Genomic DNA, 16041 nt, shown 5'->3' on the forward strand with positions numbered 1-16041 from the left:
TGAGTTTGTGCTGGTGGGCGGAATGCCCGGTAACAGAACACAAAATGCATCCGGACACACGATCTATGAACTCTCTGACGACATCGGATACAGCCTGGGGGCCGTTGTGGATCATCCGGAGTGCCTGCGTTCACAACGTTATGTCGACGGGCGTGACTCACCGGATAACAACTCTGCCAATAAACGGCTGTGTACTATCAGCAGCGGAATGAATGAGTTGCAGCCTTATCGTGTGCGGGCAACGGTGACTCTTTATAAACTGGCACCGGAAATATCGTCTCATCATCCGGGGGGCTATCTGGGTGAATTTGCCATGCGGATAGGGGAACAATGGGCAGGTGGCGTATACGGCGTTCCGGAAACGAAGCTTCACCTGAGCGGATTTGCTGTCCGGCAGAATTCCTGCGACCTTGATCCGCAGACGGAAACGGATGTGGATTTAGGTGCTGTAACGCGGACAGATTTCAGCGGTAAAGGCTCTGTTGCTCCGGGGAGTGTCCGCAACCTGACCATTGCACTACGGTGCAGTAAGCTGGCTCAGGCGGATATCCGTCTGTCCGGCAATGTATTTGCCGCGAAAAACAGTCCCGGAACACTGAAGCTGACGCGGCAAAAAGGCAGTGCGGCCGGTGTGGGTGTCAGGCTGCTGCACAATGGCAGCCCGGTTACGTTCGGGGAATCGCTTTTATTTGATGAGATAACAGCGCAGCGGGCAGTGCTCCGGTTACAGGCTGCGTTTGTGCAGACCCGGGATATTATCGAGCCGGGAACGGCAGAAACTATCCTGCATTACACTATTCGTTATCTGTAAAAAAAACGCCACGTGATATCACGTGGCATTTTTATCTGAACGGTGAATGTGATTTTATTGCTGATTAATCATCAAAATACCAGTAACCACTATTGATCAGGACAGTCAGCAGCGTCACAAATTCCGGATCACTGATGGCATCCCCCAGCATAGCGGCCGTCACTTCATCATACTGACAGAGTACATCAGCCGCTTCAATGTGCGGGGTTTTCAGTGCTTCACCGTTAACGAAACAGGTATCACCGACACGCAGTACACGCAGACCGTTCAGGCGGAACAGAGATTCACCCTGTAACAGCAGTTCCTGAATTTCATCCGGGCTGTATGACGGCTCCGGCGGTGCCAGATCCAGCTCATGGCGGGACTGAGAGATAAACTCACCGAACCACTGACGGAACACATCCGGCTGGTCGAGTAAATCCTGCATCATACCGTGCAGCTTGGTCAGTTCACCCTGCTGAATTAATGCCGGATTATCGCGGAACGCCAGATCCGGATCACTGTAGCGGTAACTGCCCAGCTCATTAGCAATGATATAATCGGCAAAGCCGCTGAACAGCTCACGGGCATTCGGTGCACGGAAACCGACGGAATAGTTCAGTGATTCCTCAATAGCATAGCCTTCATGCGGGAATCCCGGCGGAATATAGAGGATATCACCCGGTACCATTTCTTCATCAATGATAGCGTCAAACGGGTCGACCTGTAACAGATCCGGATGCGGGCTGTGCTGTTTCATCGGGATTTTTTCCCCGACACGCCAGTGGCGGCGACCCTGACCCTGGATAATAAACACATCATACTGATCCAGATGCGGACCCACACCGCCACCCGGAACAGAATAAGAGATCATCAGGTCATCCATACGCCAGTCAGACAGGCAGCGGAACGGCTTCATCAGCGCGGCAGACGGGAAATGCCAGTGATCAACGGCCTGAACCAGGATCGACCAGTCTTTCTCTCCCAGCCCGTCAAATTCCTGAAACGGTCCGTGGCGCACATCCCACTTCCCGTTGAAACGGGTGACCATACGGCTGTCGATTTCATTTTCCATCGCCAGTCCTGCCAGTTCATCCGGGGAAATCGTGTCGCGGAAATTACGGAAACCACCTTTGATCAGTAACGGACGTTTTTGCCAGTGGCTTTCCATAAAGGTCTGCCAGTCTAAATTCAGTTCATAATCCATGTAGTCGTCCTCAATAAACGCCGTGATCAGGCAGATGAAAGGAGTATAACGGAAAAAGACACGTTTTATTCATGCCTGTACTGATAAATTACGTGCCCGGCAGACTGATTATCAGTCCGTGTTTTCGTCGTGAACCGCCTGGCGGCGGAAAGTCACGGTAATACGGGCGCCGCCCAGCGGACTGTCGGTGACAACCGCACCGCCGTCATACTGCTCCAGAATATCGGTGACAATCGCCAGGCCCAGCCCCTGTCCCGGGCGCAGAGTATCAACACGCTGTCCGCGGCTGAAAATCAGCTCCCGTTTCTCTTCCGGCACACCCGGACCATCATCATCGACGATCAGAATAACCGCATCATGCTGCCACTGTGCCGTCACCTCGACAAACTCCAGACAGTATTTGCAGGCGTTCTCCATGATATTCCCCATGACTTCCATAAAGTCATTCTGCTGTCCCAGCCAGGTAATATCCGGCGGGATATCAACAGTAATATCCACCCCTTTGCGCTGGTACACTTTGCTGAGTGCGCTGGCGAGGCTGTCTATCAGGGCGGGTACGGAAGAGATATCCCGCATCAGTACGGTATTATCCCCGCCGATGCTGGCACGGTGCAGATAATATCCGACCTGCTGGGAAATCCGGCCTATTTGTTCGAGCATGACCGGCTCGGCGGTTTCAATTGTCATGTCTTTGCCGCTGCGCAGTGAGCGCAGGGTACTTTGCAGCACTGCCAGCGGGGTTTTCAGGCTGTGGGTCAGATCAGAGAGTGTCCGCTGATACCGGGTGTAGCGTTCCCGTTCGCTGTGCAGCAACAGATTCAGGTTGCGCACCAGTCCGCGCAGTTCGCTGGGCGGTGTTTCATCCAGATCTTCCCGCTCACCTTTTTCGAGGGCGCTGATTTGCCCGCTGAGCGCATTGATCGGCCGCAGGCTCCAGTGTGCCGCCAGCCAGATCAGCGGTGTGAGCAGGAACAGATTGGCCAGCACCACATAGCCAAACCACTCCCAGACACGGAACGTTTTTTGCAGATTCTGAGGGATGGTATCAACCACGACAATCGTCAGCGGGGGCAGGGTATCGGTTTTGCCGTAACGGCTGACCGATACGGAGTGTATCATCCGGCCATCATGATCATCATCGAGGTCATTAATCCGGATGTCTTCCGTGGCAAAAAGCGGGGTATTAACCAGCAGGGATTTGGTGGCATCCAGCGAGGTATTCAGATCATACAATCCCTCTTTGGTCAGCCATTTGGCCGGAATCACTTTTTCCAGTGCATCGATATGATACTGCCGCCAGAGCAGATTCTGATTATCGTCATAAATCAGAACCACAGACGGGGCATTGAGTGAGAAATTCGGCGGAAAACGGATATTGAGTTTTCCGTTATCCCACTGCGACAGGCTGTAAAACAGATTACTCTGGCTGCGCAGCATGGTGTAGGTGGTTTTATCAAAACTGACCAGATAACCGACCAGCGCCACCGCACCGTAAGAGAGTGTCATCGCGAGGATCACAGCAAATGTTGCCAGTAAAAACCGGGTCCGCAGAGAAAAAGGGCGCGTTTTCCGCCTGGTCATGCGCAATACCTCAGTGGTTGAAGTGGCGTCTGTTACTTCCCGGCGTCAAAGCGGTAGCCCTGTCCGCGGACAGTGATAATGGCATCAATATCGGTAAATGCCTGGATTTTTTTGCGCAGACGTCCCATCAGCACATCAATGGTATGACTTTCACGCAGTTCGGCATCCGGATAGAGCTGGCGCATCAGGGAATCTTTACTGACAACCTTACCATTATTGCGCATCAGCGTTTCAATAATCGTGTATTCAAATGCGGTCAGTTTGACGGTATTACCGTCAACAAGGAATTCTTTGCGGGAAAGATCGATAACAAAAATACCCAGTTCCAGTGTCTGGGAGGCAAGGCCGCTGTTACGGCGCATCAGTGCCTGCATGCGTGCGACAATCTCTTCCAGCTGGAAAGGTTTGGTAACATAATCATCCGCCCCGGCATTCAGTGCGGCGACTTTTTCCTGCCAGCTTTCGCGGGCGGTCAGTACCATAATCGGAATTTTGACCTGCTGCTGACGCCAGCGGGCGATCATTACCATACCGTCCTCACCGGGCAGGCCGAGGTCAACTACCGCGATATCCGGCTGACTTTCCTGAAGAAAATAATCTGCTTCTTTTGAATCTTCGGCCGCATCAACCTGGTGGCCGAGGTCGCGGATCTGAACCGTCAGATGGTGACGGAGTAAGTTGTTATCTTCCACGATGAGCACACGCATACACAATTCCTTACAAAGACAGATATCCGAACAAATAACGATGTGAATTGTAACAGTTTACATGAAGGCGGGGGAACTTGTACGTCAAATAATACGTCAGATATGCGTTTAATCATAAAAAAAGAGGCAGATATTCTCTGCCTCTGTGTTATTGATTATTCGTGTGTTAATTATTACAACTCGTCTGCCAGACGGACAGCATCACCGAGATAATTTTCCGGGGTCAGGGTTTTCAGCCGGGCTTTTTCTGCGTCAGGCAGATCCAGTCCGTCGATAAACACCTGCATCGCCTGAGCATCAACACGCTTGCCGCGGGTCAGTTCTTTGAGCTTTTCATACGGCTTTTCGATACCGTAGCGGCGCATTACTGTCTGAATCGGCTCTGCCAGCACTTCCCAGTTCTGATCCAGCTCGTCGCGCAGATGTTTTTCGTTCACTTCCAGTTTGCTCAGACCTTTTTGCGTGGACTGATAGGCAATCAGCGAGTAACCGATCCCCACACCCAGGTTACGCAGCACGGTGGAGTCTGTCAGGTCACGCTGCCAGCGGGATACCGGCAGTTTGGTTGCCAGGTGGCCCAGCACCGCGTTTGCCAGACCCAGGTTGCCTTCTGAGTTTTCAAAATCAATCGGGTTGACTTTATGCGGCATGGTGGATGAACCGATTTCACCGGCGATCGTTTTCTGTTTAAAGTGATTCAGGGCAATGTAACCCCAGATATCACGGTCGAAATCGATCAGGATAGTGTTAAAACGCGCCACGCAGTCAAAGAACTCAGCAATATAATCATGCGGCTCAATTTGTGTGGTGTACGGGTTCCACTGGATACCCAGCGAGGTCACAAAATCGCCGCTGAATTTATGCCAGTCAATATCCGGGTAAGCTGATAAGTGAGCATTGTAGTTACCGACAGCCCCGTTGATTTTGCCGAGGATCTCTGTCTGCTGTAACTGGCGGTACTGACGCTCCATCCGGTAAGCCACGTTGGCAAACTCTTTACCGACGGTACTTGGTGTTGCCGGTTGTCCGTGAGTACGGGACAACAGCGGCAGGTCGCAGTAATCCGCCGCCATTGCGCGGACAGTATCAATCATCTGACGCCATGCCGGCAGCAGCACGGTTTCGCGGGCAGTACTGAGCATCAGGGCATGAGAGAGGTTATTGATATCTTCGGATGTACAGGCGAAATGGATAAATTCAGACACTGCGTGCAGTGCAGGTACAGCTTCGGCTTTCTCTTTGAGGAAATACTCCACCGCTTTCACATCATGGTTGGTGGTGCGCTCAATTTCTTTGATCCGCATTGCGTCGTTTTCGCTGAAATTCGCGACAATTGCATCCAGGTAAGCGATTGCGTCGTTATCAAAAGCCGGAACTTCAGGGATGTCTGCACACGCGGCCAGTTTTTGTAACCAACGCACTTCGACCTGTACACGGAATTTCAGTAAGCCGTACTCACTGAAAATATCGCGCAGTGCGCGTGTTTTGTCACCATAACGGCCATCGACAGGGGAAACGGCGGTAAGTGAGGATAATTCCATTGGTTGCAACTCCCGGTAATTTTAGTGTTGAGCGAGAAGATATTTGGCTGTGTCCACCAGACGTGAACGGGAAAACAGCAGCTGTAAACGGTTGCCGCCGACCTGACGCCAGAGCACGGCGCTGCGGATACCGCTCAGTAACAGCGAGCGGACTTTAGCCTGAATGAGGGTATTACGCAGGATCTCCGGTGAACCGGTCACCTGGATGCGCGGACCGAGGCTGCTGATGTTGTCCACATAAATACCGGCGATGGTATTGAGCATCGCTTCCTGCGACAAACCGAAATGGTCGCGCTGGTGTTCAAGGTTATCAATACGGCGGCCAAGTTCGTCCATCGCCCCCGGCGCTTTATACAGGCGGCGCTCCAGCAGCATCACACCCAGCATATAGCGGGTCAGCTCGGCATTCAGCCCCTGAGTACCGGTCATATTAAACATCCCGGCGAATACGGACAGGCCGGTATGCAGATTCTGTACATTGTCGCCGTAGACATTGAGGACGGAAGACGGATTATTATTGATGACGCTGTTGATCATCACATCAACCGCGTCATTATCGGTCTGACCTTCATGCGCCAGTTGCTGTACCAGGCGCGCGGCCTGGCAGATACCGCCCAGGGCGAGGGTTATGTCTTCATAATTTTTAGCCATAATCACTCCGTAATACGCGCTTCAATGACGCCGCCGCCCAGGCAGACTTCATCCTGATAAAAAACAGCGGACTGACCCGGGGTGACCGCAGCAACCGGGTTATCAAACCGGACACTGATTTTGTCATCACCAAGCGGGGTGACAGTACAGGGAATATCTTCCTGACGGTAACGGGTTTTCACCACACAGCGCATTGGCTGTGTCAGCGGCTCCCGCGATACCCAGTCCAGCTGCTGCGCGATAAGCCCGGCAGACATCAGACGCGGGTGTTCGTGACCCTGCGCAACAATCAGAATATTATTTTCAACGTCTTTGTCGACAACATACCACGGCTCGTCTGAACCTTCACGGGTTCCGCCGATTTTCAGCCCTTTGCGCTGGCCGAGGGTATGATACATCAGCCCGTCATGCTGACCGATCTCCTGACCATCAACGGTCATAATCGGGCCGGGTTTAGCCGGCAGGTAACGGGCGAGGAAGTCACGGAACTTGCGCTCACCGATAAAGCAGATCCCCGTGGAATCTTTTTTCTTCGCGGTGATAAGCCCTAATTGTTCCGCAATGCGGCGGACTTCCGGTTTTTCCAGCTCCCCGACCGGGAACAGGCTCTGCGCCACCTGGTCGTGACTCAGTGTATACAGGAAGTAGCTCTGATCTTTGTTGCTGTCCAGGCCGCGCAGTAACTGCGTGGTACCGTTAATATCGCGGCGGCGCACGTAATGGCCGGTGGCGATATAATCAGCCCCGAGATCTTCTGCGGCATATTCCAGGAACGCTTTGAATTTGATTTCTTTGTTGCACAGAATATCCGGGTTCGGTGTGCGTCCCGCTTTATATTCTTCCAGGAAATGCTCAAACACATTATCCCAGTATTCCGCCGCGAAGTTGATCGTCAGCAGTTCAATACCTAGTTTATCGCATACCGCCTGCGCATCCGCCAGGTCAGCGGCGGCGGAACAGTATTCGGTATCATCATCCTCTTCCCAGTTCTTCATAAACAGCCCGGTCACCTGATAACCCTGCTGTTGCAGTAAATAGGCTGAGACGGAGGAATCCACACCGCCGGACATTCCGACGATGACTTTTTTCTGGCTGTTATCTGACATGGCTGATCTCGCGGCGATTCGGTCTGCCCCGCAAACAGGTTATGCGAAGAAGAACCGGGGAAAAAAACAAGCGCCGTACTTTACCATGATACGTACAGCGACGCATCACTCAGGTGCGGGATCGGCACTTTTTTCGCAAAGTATTTTCCGTAAAGAATTTCCCGCAAAGAGTTTTCCGCAGTTTGTTCCCCGCTATGTATTACGGCGCGGTATTACGGCGCGACCGGTTCCCCGAATGCGTCGCCGAATGTTCCCAGCAGAGACAGCGGTTGCGGCTCAGCGGCAAACCAGGCAAACATACTCTCTTTGACCAGCGGGGAGCGCAGTATCGTGCTGTGAATAATGTCATCGGCACTGACCCAGTGGCAGCAGTCAATATCGCTGTCCTGCGGGTGCGTCTCACATTCATCGTCCAGCAGCACGCGGAACAGAAAACGGATAAACGGTGTGCCGTCCGGCGCAACCCACTGATGGATTTTCAGCAGGGCATCGGGGGTGGCGCGGATACCGGTCTCTTCATACAGTTCGCGCTCTGCGGCGGCAATCAGGGATTCTCCGGCTTCCAGATGCCCGGCGGGCTGATTCCAGGTCGCTTTGCCGTTAACCGTCTCTTCCACCACCAGAAATTTCTCACCGGCGCTGACCAGGCAGGCCACGGTAATATGGGGCTTAAATGTCATTAATGCTTCTCCAGTCACCGGGTTTCAGTGCGTCCAGGGTATAGTCACCGACCTGCCAGCGGATAAGGCGCAGAGTCGGATGTCCGATATGTGCGGTCATTCGTCGTACCTGGCGGTTACGGCCTTCTCTGAGTGTCAGTTTCAGCCAGGTAACGGGAATGGATTTACGCTCACGGATAGGCGGATTACGCGGCCACAACCATTCAGGCTCAGCAACAATCTCCGCCCCTGCCGGGCGGGTCGGGCCATCATTCAGAGTGATACCGTTACGTAACTGATTCAGCGCATCCTCATCCGGGATCCCTTCCACCTGAGCGTAATACACTTTCTCTGCTTTATGATCAGGCTGTGTCAGCCGGGCCTGCAACACACCGTCATTCGTCAGGATTAATAAACCTTCGCTGTCGCGATCCAGACGACCGGCGGCATAAATATCTTTGATCGGAATATAATCCTTCAGCGTATTCTGCCCGGGTTCACCGGTAAATTGCGGCAGTACATCAAACGGCTTGTTAAACAAAACCATTTTACGCGGACCGCGCTGACGGGCAGGCTTATTCAGATGGCGCTGTGCCGCCGGGTGCGAATGTTTTTTTTCGGTCGTACGGATTCGGGGAGTTTTGACAGCCATGATATCTTTTTTATAAAAAATGAGACTTACATTATAGCTTAAAACAGTTAGGATTTGCGTGATGCAATTATTCAAGTAGTATTGACAGGGCCATTACAAAAAATTAACAAAGCATTGCGCTTACATAACATTAAGGAGAGGTTGATGGAAAGCAAAGTAGTTGTTCCGGCGAAAGGCGCTAAAATCACCATTGACGCACAAGGCAAATTAATCGTTCCGGACAATCCGGTTATCCCGTTTATTGAAGGGGACGGAATCGGGGCTGATGTAACGCCTGTAATGATTAAAGTTGTTGATGCTGCTGTAAAAAAAGCCTACGGCGGTAAGCGTGAAATCTCCTGGATGGAAATCTACACCGGTGAGAAATCCACAAAACTGTATGGCAGTGATGTCTGGCTGCCGGATGAAACCCTCGATTATATCCGTGACTACCGCGTGGCTATCAAAGGCCCTCTGACCACCCCGGTCGGCGGCGGTATCCGCTCCCTGAACGTGGCACTGCGCCAGATCCTCGATTTGTATGTTTGTCTGCGTCCGGTACGTTACTATGCCGGCACCCCGAGCCCGGTAAAACAACCTGAACTGACTGATATGGTGATTTTCCGTGAAAACGCGGAAGACATCTACGCCGGTATCGAGTGGAAAGCCGGTTCTGCGGAAGCTGATAAAGTGATTAAATTCCTGCAGGACGAAATGGGCGTAACCAAGATCCGCTTCCCGCAGGATTGCGGTATCGGTATCAAACCGTGCTCTGAAGAAGGGACAAAACGTCTGGTCCGCGCAGCGATTAACTACGCCATTGATAATGACCGTGATTCCGTCACCCTGGTTCATAAAGGCAACATTATGAAGTTCACCGAAGGTGCCTTCAAAGACTGGGGATACGAACTGGCACGTGAAGAGTTCGGCGGTGAATTACTGGACGGCGGCCCGTGGTTAAGCCTGAAAAACCCGAAAACCGGCAAACAGATCATTATCAAAGATGTGATTGCGGATGCATTCCTGCAACAAATCCTGCTGCGTCCGGCAGAATATGATGTTATCGCCTGTATGAACCTCAACGGCGACTATATTTCTGACGCCCTGGCGGCACAGGTCGGCGGTATCGGTATCGCACCGGGTGCCAACATCGGTGATGAATGCGCACTGTTCGAAGCCACTCACGGCACCGCACCAAAATACGCCGGTCAGGACAAAGTCAACCCGGGCTCAGAAATCCTCTCTGCCGAGATGATGCTGCGCCACATGGGCTGGTTTGAGGCTGCTGACTTAATCGTTAAAGGAATGGAAGGGGCAATCGCTGCCAAGACCGTCACTTACGATTTCGAACGTCTGATGGAAGGCGCTAAGTTGCTGAAATGCTCAGAGTTTGGTGACGCAATCATCAAACACATGTAATTAAGTTTACAGTGAAATAATTAACGGGAACTTATTAGTTCCCGTTTTTTACTGTTCAGTCTGAAACGGTTATCAAAAAGTTTGCAAAATGATTTAGCAAAACGGTATGAAATTTGTACGGTTTGTGATGTGTTTAAGATTCAGGTGAGTAGGGGTTTTAAGCAAGTATGGCTGCTTTGAGCGAATAGCAAACTTTCGGCTCTCTGCCATATGCCACAATTAAGATCACACCTGGAATAAATGGATTGTGCTAGTGCGCTTTACTGTTTTGAAGATATGTGACGTAAGTAATCGCTGCCGCCCCCAGCAGTAATAACCCACTCAGGCCGAAAGCACTTTGCCATCCCAGACTGTCGAATACCACTCCTCCTGCCGTTGAACCAAGTGCAATCGAAAGCTGGATCACCGCAACCATGAGACCACCACCCGCCTCAGCATCTTCGGGCAGCGCCCGTGCAATCCATGTCCACCATCCCGTTGGTGCAGCCGTGGCCAGTAACCCCCACAGGCTTAGTAAAACGGTAACCGCCCAGATGCTGTGTCCGAACAGCAATAATGTACCGGCTACCGTTGCCATAAGCAGAGGGATCATTATTAATATTTGATACAACCAGGCATTCAGGAATGTCGATACGGCTAATGTGCCGACAAAACCTGCTGCGCCTATTGCGAGCAAAATCAGAGAGAGCCCGGCAGGACCTACGTTGGTCACGGTCTCAAGAAAGGGGCGCACATAGGTAAATAAGGCAAACTGCCCAATAAAGAAGAGACCGCAGGCCAGCAGTCCTGTTAGTACAATGGCGTCTCTGAACAGACGAAGCAGAGTTCCCTGTGGCTTTTGTTTTTTATCGCTTTCCATAGTGGGCAGGCTGACCCATTGCCAGATAAACGCGGCTATCGCCAGGGGGACGATGCATAAAAAGGCCCCACGCCAGCCGACAGTTGTCCCCAGATAGCTACCAAGTGGCGCAGCCACAACGGTAGCCAGCGCGTTCCCGCCATTAAAAATCGCCAGTGCACGGGGAACCTGATGCTGCGGCACGAGCCGAATGGCGGTTGCAGCTGAGAGTGACCAGAATCCACCGATGGCGACGCCAATCAGGGCTCTCCCCAGCATATAAACCGGATAGCTGGGTGCCATGGCGATAACCAATCCAGATATGGCCATCAGGACGGTTAGCCCCAGCAGAAGATATTTACGATTCAAATCTCCGGCGATATGGGAGATAGTCAGGCTGGTCAGTACCGCCAGCGCGCCAGATATTGCAATTCCTTGGCCTGCCAGGCCTTCCGTGATGTGCAGCTCGCTGGCAATAGGCGTCAGTAGGCTGACCGGCATAAATTCGGAAGCGATTAGTACAAAAACGCAGAGCGTCATGGCAAACACGCCACTCCAGTGCGCATCTGTTTTCTTAGGTGATCTTTTAAGACTTATTATGGACATTATCAGCATCTCTTTATATGGACGTGACGAGATTCAGCAGCAGCCGGGACAAACACTATTCAGAGAATAACGAGAACATGCGGATGAGAATGGGGAGCGGACGATTAAAACCGCCTGCAATCAGCAGGCAGTTTCAGGTCGTTATCTTAAGTTAGCTTTGAAAAACTGCTCAAATTTAGCGAACGGGATCTTGCCCGCAACGTTATCGTACAAATCAACGTGGTTTGCCCCCGAAACAATCACCAGCTCTTTCTCTTTACTGCCAATGGCCTTAAAGGCATCTTCAGCAAAATAGCGTGAGTGGGCCTTTTCGCCGGTCACAATAAGTGTAGGGATAGTGACTTCATTGGCGTAACTCAGCAACGGCATATTCATAAATGACAGCGGCATCGTCGCATTCCAGGCCCCGGTTGAATTGACCGAACGCACATGGAAACCACGCGGCATGCGATAATAATCAAAGAACTCTTTCAAAACAGCATGAGGATTGGCAGGTAACGTTTCCGGCAAAACACGATCCGATGCACTGACGTTACCCTTCTCATCAACATTAATGTCATGGCCGCCGGGTGCGTAAGTGCCATTTTCCGCATCCTTCCAACGCTGTGCGTTCAGATGCTGTAGTACGGTGCGACGATCTTTAGTGGAATAGCGGTCTTTACCATCACCCACACCATGCCCCATCGCACGGCTCATGTCATACATCACGCTGGTCGCCACCGCTTTCACACGGGTATCCATTGCGGCGTCGTTTAAGGCCATGCCGCCCCAACCGCAAATACCGAGCAGCCCGATACGATTGCGATCCACCTCTTTTTGCAGACCTAAGAAGTCAACTGCCGCGCTAAAATCCTCTGTATTAATATCCGGAGAGGCGACATTACGTGGAGAGCCACCGCTTTCTCCCGTATACGAAGGGTCAAACGCCAGGGTAATAAACCCCTGTTCAGCCAGCGTTTGTGCATACAGGCCGCTAGATTGCTCTTTCACTGCGCCGAAAGGCCCACTAACGGCAATGGCCGCCAGCTTACGCTCACTACGATCCTTAGGGATGTAGAGATCCCCCACTAAAGTGATCCCGTAACGGTTCTGAAAGGTCACTTTACGGTGATCCACTTTCGTGCTTTCTGGGAATGTTTTATCCCATTTTTCGACCAGCGAAACAGGCGCGTTCGGATTAGTTGTATCTGCATAACTCATATTTGTGACTCCACTTAATGATGCACATAACAGTATGGCAGGTATCGCAGTTGCCAGTTTTTGAGTGAAAACAGTCATCAAAACTCCCCTTATAAAACGTGATTGAAACAGGTTTCATACGGACAACACTGCTGTGCTTTGTAGCAATGCACTCATTATAGTTAGCGGAAATAGTGCTGATTAGAGGGAGGAAAGTGCTAGGATTAATACCATATTGTTCTAAATTAAGAAGTGGTTTCGGGAGCGGAATGATGGCGAAACGGGAAAACTATAACGATTTGTACCTGTTCATGCAGGTAGTACGGGAAGGGAGCTTTACAGCCGCAGCACATCGCCTTGGCCTGGCACAATCAGGAATAAGTCGTTCAGTACGGGAACTTGAAGAACGGCTGGGCGTTCAGCTCCTGGTACGCACCACGCGCAGATTATCTCTCACCCATGCCGGTGAAAAGCTCTACCGGACCATTGAAGCAGGATTCGACGCTTTAGATATGGGGCTGGACACGCTGGCTCATTATCGCCAGTCCCCATCGGGGACGGTACGCATCAATGCCAGTCAGCATGCTATTGATAAATTGCTTCTGCCAAAGCTTGCGGTGTTTAAGAAGAGCTACCCGGATATCCGACTTGAACTTATTAGCGAAAGCCGATTTGTCGATATTATTGCCGAGAGGTTTGATGCGGGTGTTCGCCTGGGGCCTGAAGTAGGTAGTGGCATGGTTGCTGTGCGTATTTCCCCTGACATGGAGATGGCTGTTGTCGGCACGCCTGATCATTTTCGTCGCTATGGCTTTCCGCAAGCCCCCGCAGATTTAGCGGTTCATCCCTGCATCGCTTATCAGTTTGGCGACGGGAAACTGTACTCGTGGGAACTTCACCATAACGGTAAAAAAATCACCCATCGGCCGCAAGGGCAGTGGATTTTCGCTGACAGCTATATGGAGGCCAAAGCAGCCAGGCTGGGCCTGGGATTGGCTTATGTTCCCGAAGAGTTGGTATCTGATGATTTAGAACAGGGTTCTCTCATCAGAGTTTTACAACGTTACAGCCAACGCCTGGAAGGCTCATTTCTATATTATCCGCACCGCAATGTGTCGCCTGCTCTGCGAGCAGTTATCGATACGTTGAGAATTTAGGACTGAGGACGAGCTTATACACATGTAAGGGTAAAAGGTCCTCTTTTGGCACAAAGCTGATATGCAGTTTGAAAGGCAGATATACGAATTCAACTATGGGCCAATAAAATATCAGATCAAGACCTTTATCCAATCTTTGCCACGATCATCATGATATTTATCGGTTTGTTGCTGGTTTTTATGACCCAACAGGTTTTTGGTATTAATTCCCTGTTCCCGGTATAAACGCTCCGATAATGACCGCATTTCATGAAATGTTGCCGGTGTTCCTTCTCCCCAATCGATGTCGGTTTTATCCCTGGCTTTTTTAAAGTTGGTGGTCAGGGTATTTGCGGTTACCTGTCCGCCGGGCTGTGACTGTGATGTGTTTCGTGTGTAGTGGACTAAATATTTACTGACATACAGATCACGGCATCCGGCAATCACATCCCGCAGGCTGATATTGAGTGCCTGACACCGGAGGGATAGGGGGATAGCAAGCCGTGTTCCGGTTTTTTGCTGGATGACATGCAGATGATCATCCCATATATCACGGAATTTCATTTCTGAAATATCACCGAGGCGCTGTCCGGTAACAACAGCCAGTAACATAGCATTTCCGAGATATTTATGGTCCTTACAGGCGATATCATAAATTTTCAGCCATTCTTCCAGGCTAAGTCGTTGCCGGGTTACCTTTCGTCGTGGTTGCTTTGTTGCGAGGGCTGGGTTATATCCGGGCGGAACTTCACCGGCATGCTGTGCTTCTTTGAATACATCGATTAACACCGAACGGACAACCTGAGCCATCCGGTGCTGACCACTGGCCTTATACTGATCCAGAATATCGGCAATATCACGGGCATCGACTGCCGGTAATGGCTTTTGTGACAACGCATGACGCATCAGTGCAACAGGTTTCTGTTTTTGCTTAAAGGTATTCTGTTTTATTTCACCGTCTGCCAGACGCTCCGCCTGGATTTTCTGGTACCGATCCAGCCAGGTATTAACAGTGATTTCTTTGCCTTTTATTTTTGCCATCCGATCACTGATCGCCATTACCTGACGGCTTCGCTGTTCAGCCAGCCGCAGATTAGCCTCAACCGCAATTATTTTGGCCTCTTCCTCATTGTCACCGAGATAATGGAATTTCCCGGTGACGGGATGTCTGTACCGCCAGTACACCTTGCTGGTTTTCCTGCTGAAAAACGGGTACAGGTTGGGGATAGTGATATTATTTTCACGGGGTCTGGCAGCCATCAGTTAAAATCCTTTGCAGCCTGGGATTGTCACTTTTACTGATCACCGGTGAGATTAAATTACCGACAAGTTCGGCATCTTCTCTCACGCGCCAAATACCACCTTCTTTCTGTGCCGGTGGGAAAAACAGACCACATCGGGCGTACCGCTGTAATGTTCCCAGTTTAGGCGGGCGGCTCCTGTACCGGTCTTCTGCCCATTCATCCAAAGTTAACATTTTCATAGTCACACTCTGCACATCACCGTATACGATTAAGACTGTTCAGATATAAGAAGAGCGTAGCTTCAGTGAATATTTCTTTTTTTAATAGTGTCTTTTATTGCTTTTTTTATAGCCTCTGTAGTCGTCCCTTCGCTGGCAATATGTTCACCGATTTTTTCTAAAAAAGAGGCTATATAAGGTGCATTTTCAGGTATGTTGAATTCCTTACTTACTTCAACATTAATGCAGGGTGCTTCATTTAAAGTCACTGTAATATTAATCTTAACACTTGGCTTATCCTGTTCTGACATGATGTATATCCTCTTTAAAATAAAGATTATATATTTTATTAAACTAATTTATTCTCTGGTGCGGGCAGTAAAAATACCGTCGGTTAAAGCGGCATAAAATAATTAAGCTTTGAATTTACCGGTATAGGTTTTGAATATCGGTTTTTAAACACACCGGTATTTAACCCGGAGAGAAACTCCGGGACATTGGTCATACGGTTATTCTCGCTCATCGCGT

The 16041-nt window shown here is 50.7% G+C and carries 16 protein-coding genes; 3 read left to right on the forward strand and 13 right to left on the reverse strand.

Translation table 11 applies throughout. The features are described 5' to 3' along the window. The first annotated feature begins 22 nt into the window (after positions 1 to 22). Complete coding sequence (locus R5268_RS14510) at positions 23 to 811, forward strand: fimbrial protein (protein ID WP_317419682.1); 789 nt, start codon at positions 23 to 25, stop codon at positions 809 to 811. A gap of 64 nt (positions 812 to 875) precedes the next feature. Here the strand turns inward: R5268_RS14510 and R5268_RS14515 are convergent, their stop codons facing one another. The 8 genes from R5268_RS14515 to rluE all read right to left on the reverse strand — a co-directional run bounded on the left by R5268_RS14515 (position 876) and on the right by rluE (position 8894). Further along, positions 876 to 1997 (reverse strand): cupin domain-containing protein, encoded by a 1122-nt coding sequence (locus R5268_RS14515; protein WP_112549526.1) that lies wholly within the window; start codon positions 1995 to 1997, stop codon positions 876 to 878. 111 nt (positions 1998 to 2108) lie between these two features. Beyond that, entirely contained in the window at positions 2109 to 3578 is a 1470-nt protein-coding gene (gene phoQ / locus R5268_RS14520) for a two-component system sensor histidine kinase PhoQ (RefSeq protein ID WP_046894952.1), read from the reverse strand. A 32-nt stretch (positions 3579 to 3610) separates the two neighbouring features. Next, positions 3611 to 4285: a two-component system response regulator PhoP gene (phoP, locus tag R5268_RS14525; protein ID WP_046894953.1), complete on the reverse strand. Its 675-nt coding sequence runs from the start codon at positions 4283 to 4285 to the stop codon at positions 3611 to 3613. Between the two features lie 173 nt (positions 4286 to 4458). Continuing rightward, entirely contained in the window at positions 4459 to 5826 is a 1368-nt protein-coding gene (gene purB, locus R5268_RS14530) for an adenylosuccinate lyase (RefSeq protein ID WP_317419681.1), read from the reverse strand. Between the two features lie 21 nt (positions 5827 to 5847). Next, on the reverse strand, positions 5848 to 6477 hold the full coding sequence (gene hflD, locus R5268_RS14535; protein ID WP_046894955.1) for a high frequency lysogenization protein HflD: 630 nt from the start codon (positions 6475 to 6477) through the stop codon (positions 5848 to 5850). A 2-nt stretch (positions 6478 to 6479) separates the two neighbouring features. Then, complete coding sequence (mnmA, locus tag R5268_RS14540) at positions 6480 to 7583, reverse strand: tRNA 2-thiouridine(34) synthase MnmA (protein ID WP_004238115.1); 1104 nt, start codon at positions 7581 to 7583, stop codon at positions 6480 to 6482. A 212-nt stretch (positions 7584 to 7795) separates the two neighbouring features. Continuing rightward, the gene (locus R5268_RS14545; RefSeq protein ID WP_166708151.1) at positions 7796 to 8263 is read right to left on the reverse strand and encodes an NUDIX domain-containing protein; all 468 of its coding nucleotides are present in this window, start codon (positions 8261 to 8263) and stop codon (positions 7796 to 7798) included. Beyond that, positions 8253 to 8894: a 23S rRNA pseudouridine(2457) synthase RluE gene (gene rluE, locus R5268_RS14550; RefSeq protein WP_046894957.1), complete on the reverse strand. Its 642-nt coding sequence runs from the start codon at positions 8892 to 8894 to the stop codon at positions 8253 to 8255. The genes R5268_RS14545 and rluE overlap by 11 nt, the downstream gene beginning before the upstream one ends. A 144-nt stretch (positions 8895 to 9038) precedes the next feature. Here rluE and icd point away from each other — a divergent pair, with 144 nt between their 5' ends. After that, positions 9039 to 10292: an NADP-dependent isocitrate dehydrogenase gene (gene icd / locus R5268_RS14555; protein ID WP_046894958.1), complete on the forward strand. Its 1254-nt coding sequence runs from the start codon at positions 9039 to 9041 to the stop codon at positions 10290 to 10292. Between the two features lie 250 nt (positions 10293 to 10542). On the opposite strand, the gene R5268_RS14560 is transcribed toward icd, so the two are convergent. Both R5268_RS14560 and R5268_RS14565 read right to left on the reverse strand, forming a co-directional pair. Further along, a complete protein-coding gene (locus R5268_RS14560) occupies positions 10543 to 11736 on the reverse strand; it encodes an MFS transporter (protein ID WP_072868877.1) in 1194 nt (397 codons plus the stop codon). 141 nt (positions 11737 to 11877) lie between these two features. Continuing rightward, positions 11878 to 13014, reverse strand: coding sequence for an alpha/beta hydrolase (locus tag R5268_RS14565; protein ID WP_107678696.1), 1137 nt, complete (start codon positions 13012 to 13014; stop codon positions 11878 to 11880). Positions 13015 to 13187: 173 nt separating this feature from the next. Between R5268_RS14565 and R5268_RS14570 the strand changes: the two genes are divergently transcribed. After that, a complete protein-coding gene (locus R5268_RS14570; RefSeq protein ID WP_096747033.1) occupies positions 13188 to 14072 on the forward strand; it encodes a LysR family transcriptional regulator in 885 nt (294 codons plus the stop codon). A 111-nt stretch (positions 14073 to 14183) separates the two neighbouring features. Here R5268_RS14570 and R5268_RS14575 read toward each other — a convergent pair whose 3' ends face one another. The 3 genes from R5268_RS14575 to R5268_RS14585 all read right to left on the reverse strand — a co-directional run bounded on the left by R5268_RS14575 (position 14184) and on the right by R5268_RS14585 (position 15824). After that, entirely contained in the window at positions 14184 to 15311 is a 1128-nt protein-coding gene (locus R5268_RS14575) for a site-specific integrase (protein ID WP_317419680.1), read from the reverse strand. Continuing rightward, positions 15292 to 15534 carry an excisionase gene (locus R5268_RS14580; protein WP_071997735.1) on the reverse strand — a complete coding sequence of 81 codons (243 nt, stop codon included), beginning with the start codon at positions 15532 to 15534 and terminating at the stop codon, positions 15292 to 15294. Before R5268_RS14580 ends, R5268_RS14575 begins: the two co-directional genes overlap by 20 nt. Positions 15535 to 15596: 62 nt before the next feature. After that, positions 15597 to 15824 (reverse strand): hypothetical protein, encoded by a 228-nt coding sequence (locus R5268_RS14585; protein ID WP_015422824.1) that lies wholly within the window; start codon positions 15822 to 15824, stop codon positions 15597 to 15599. Between the last annotated feature and the right edge of the window lie 217 nt (positions 15825 to 16041).

Origin of the sequence: Morganella sp. BCCO 40_0007 (assembly GCF_032989665.1) — a bacterium.
GTDB lineage: Bacteria > Pseudomonadota > Gammaproteobacteria > Enterobacterales > Enterobacteriaceae > Morganella > Morganella sibonii.

Coding starts and splice junctions, on each gene's coding strand:
- R5268_RS14545 (WP_166708151.1), bottom strand. CDS start 8,263: ATGACATTTAAGCCCCATATTACCGTGGCCTGCCTGGTCAGCGCCGGT.
- R5268_RS14515 (WP_112549526.1), bottom strand. CDS start 1,997: ATGGATTATGAACTGAATTTAGACTGGCAGACCTTTATGGAAAGCCAC.
- R5268_RS14575 (WP_317419680.1), bottom strand. CDS start 15,311: ATGGCTGCCAGACCCCGTGAAAATAATATCACTATCCCCAACCTGTAC.
- phoQ (WP_046894952.1), bottom strand. CDS start 3,578: ATGACCAGGCGGAAAACGCGCCCTTTTTCTCTGCGGACCCGGTTTTTA.
- purB (WP_317419681.1), bottom strand. CDS start 5,826: ATGGAATTATCCTCACTTACCGCCGTTTCCCCTGTCGATGGCCGTTAT.
- phoP (WP_046894953.1), bottom strand. CDS start 4,285: ATGCGTGTGCTCATCGTGGAAGATAACAACTTACTCCGTCACCATCTG.
- mnmA (WP_004238115.1), bottom strand. CDS start 7,583: ATGTCAGATAACAGCCAGAAAAAAGTCATCGTCGGAATGTCCGGCGGT.
- R5268_RS14565 (WP_107678696.1), bottom strand. CDS start 13,014: ATGACTGTTTTCACTCAAAAACTGGCAACTGCGATACCTGCCATACTG.
- R5268_RS14585 (WP_015422824.1), bottom strand. CDS start 15,824: ATGTCAGAACAGGATAAGCCAAGTGTTAAGATTAATATTACAGTGACT.
- R5268_RS14510 (WP_317419682.1), top strand. CDS start 23: ATGCCCGGTAACAGAACACAAAATGCATCCGGACACACGATCTATGAA.
- icd (WP_046894958.1), top strand. CDS start 9,039: ATGGAAAGCAAAGTAGTTGTTCCGGCGAAAGGCGCTAAAATCACCATT.
- R5268_RS14560 (WP_072868877.1), bottom strand. CDS start 11,736: ATGTCCATAATAAGTCTTAAAAGATCACCTAAGAAAACAGATGCGCAC.
- R5268_RS14580 (WP_071997735.1), bottom strand. CDS start 15,534: ATGAAAATGTTAACTTTGGATGAATGGGCAGAAGACCGGTACAGGAGC.
- hflD (WP_046894955.1), bottom strand. CDS start 6,477: ATGGCTAAAAATTATGAAGACATAACCCTCGCCCTGGGCGGTATCTGC.
- R5268_RS14570 (WP_096747033.1), top strand. CDS start 13,188: ATGGCGAAACGGGAAAACTATAACGATTTGTACCTGTTCATGCAGGTA.
- rluE (WP_046894957.1), bottom strand. CDS start 8,894: ATGGCTGTCAAAACTCCCCGAATCCGTACGACCGAAAAAAAACATTCG.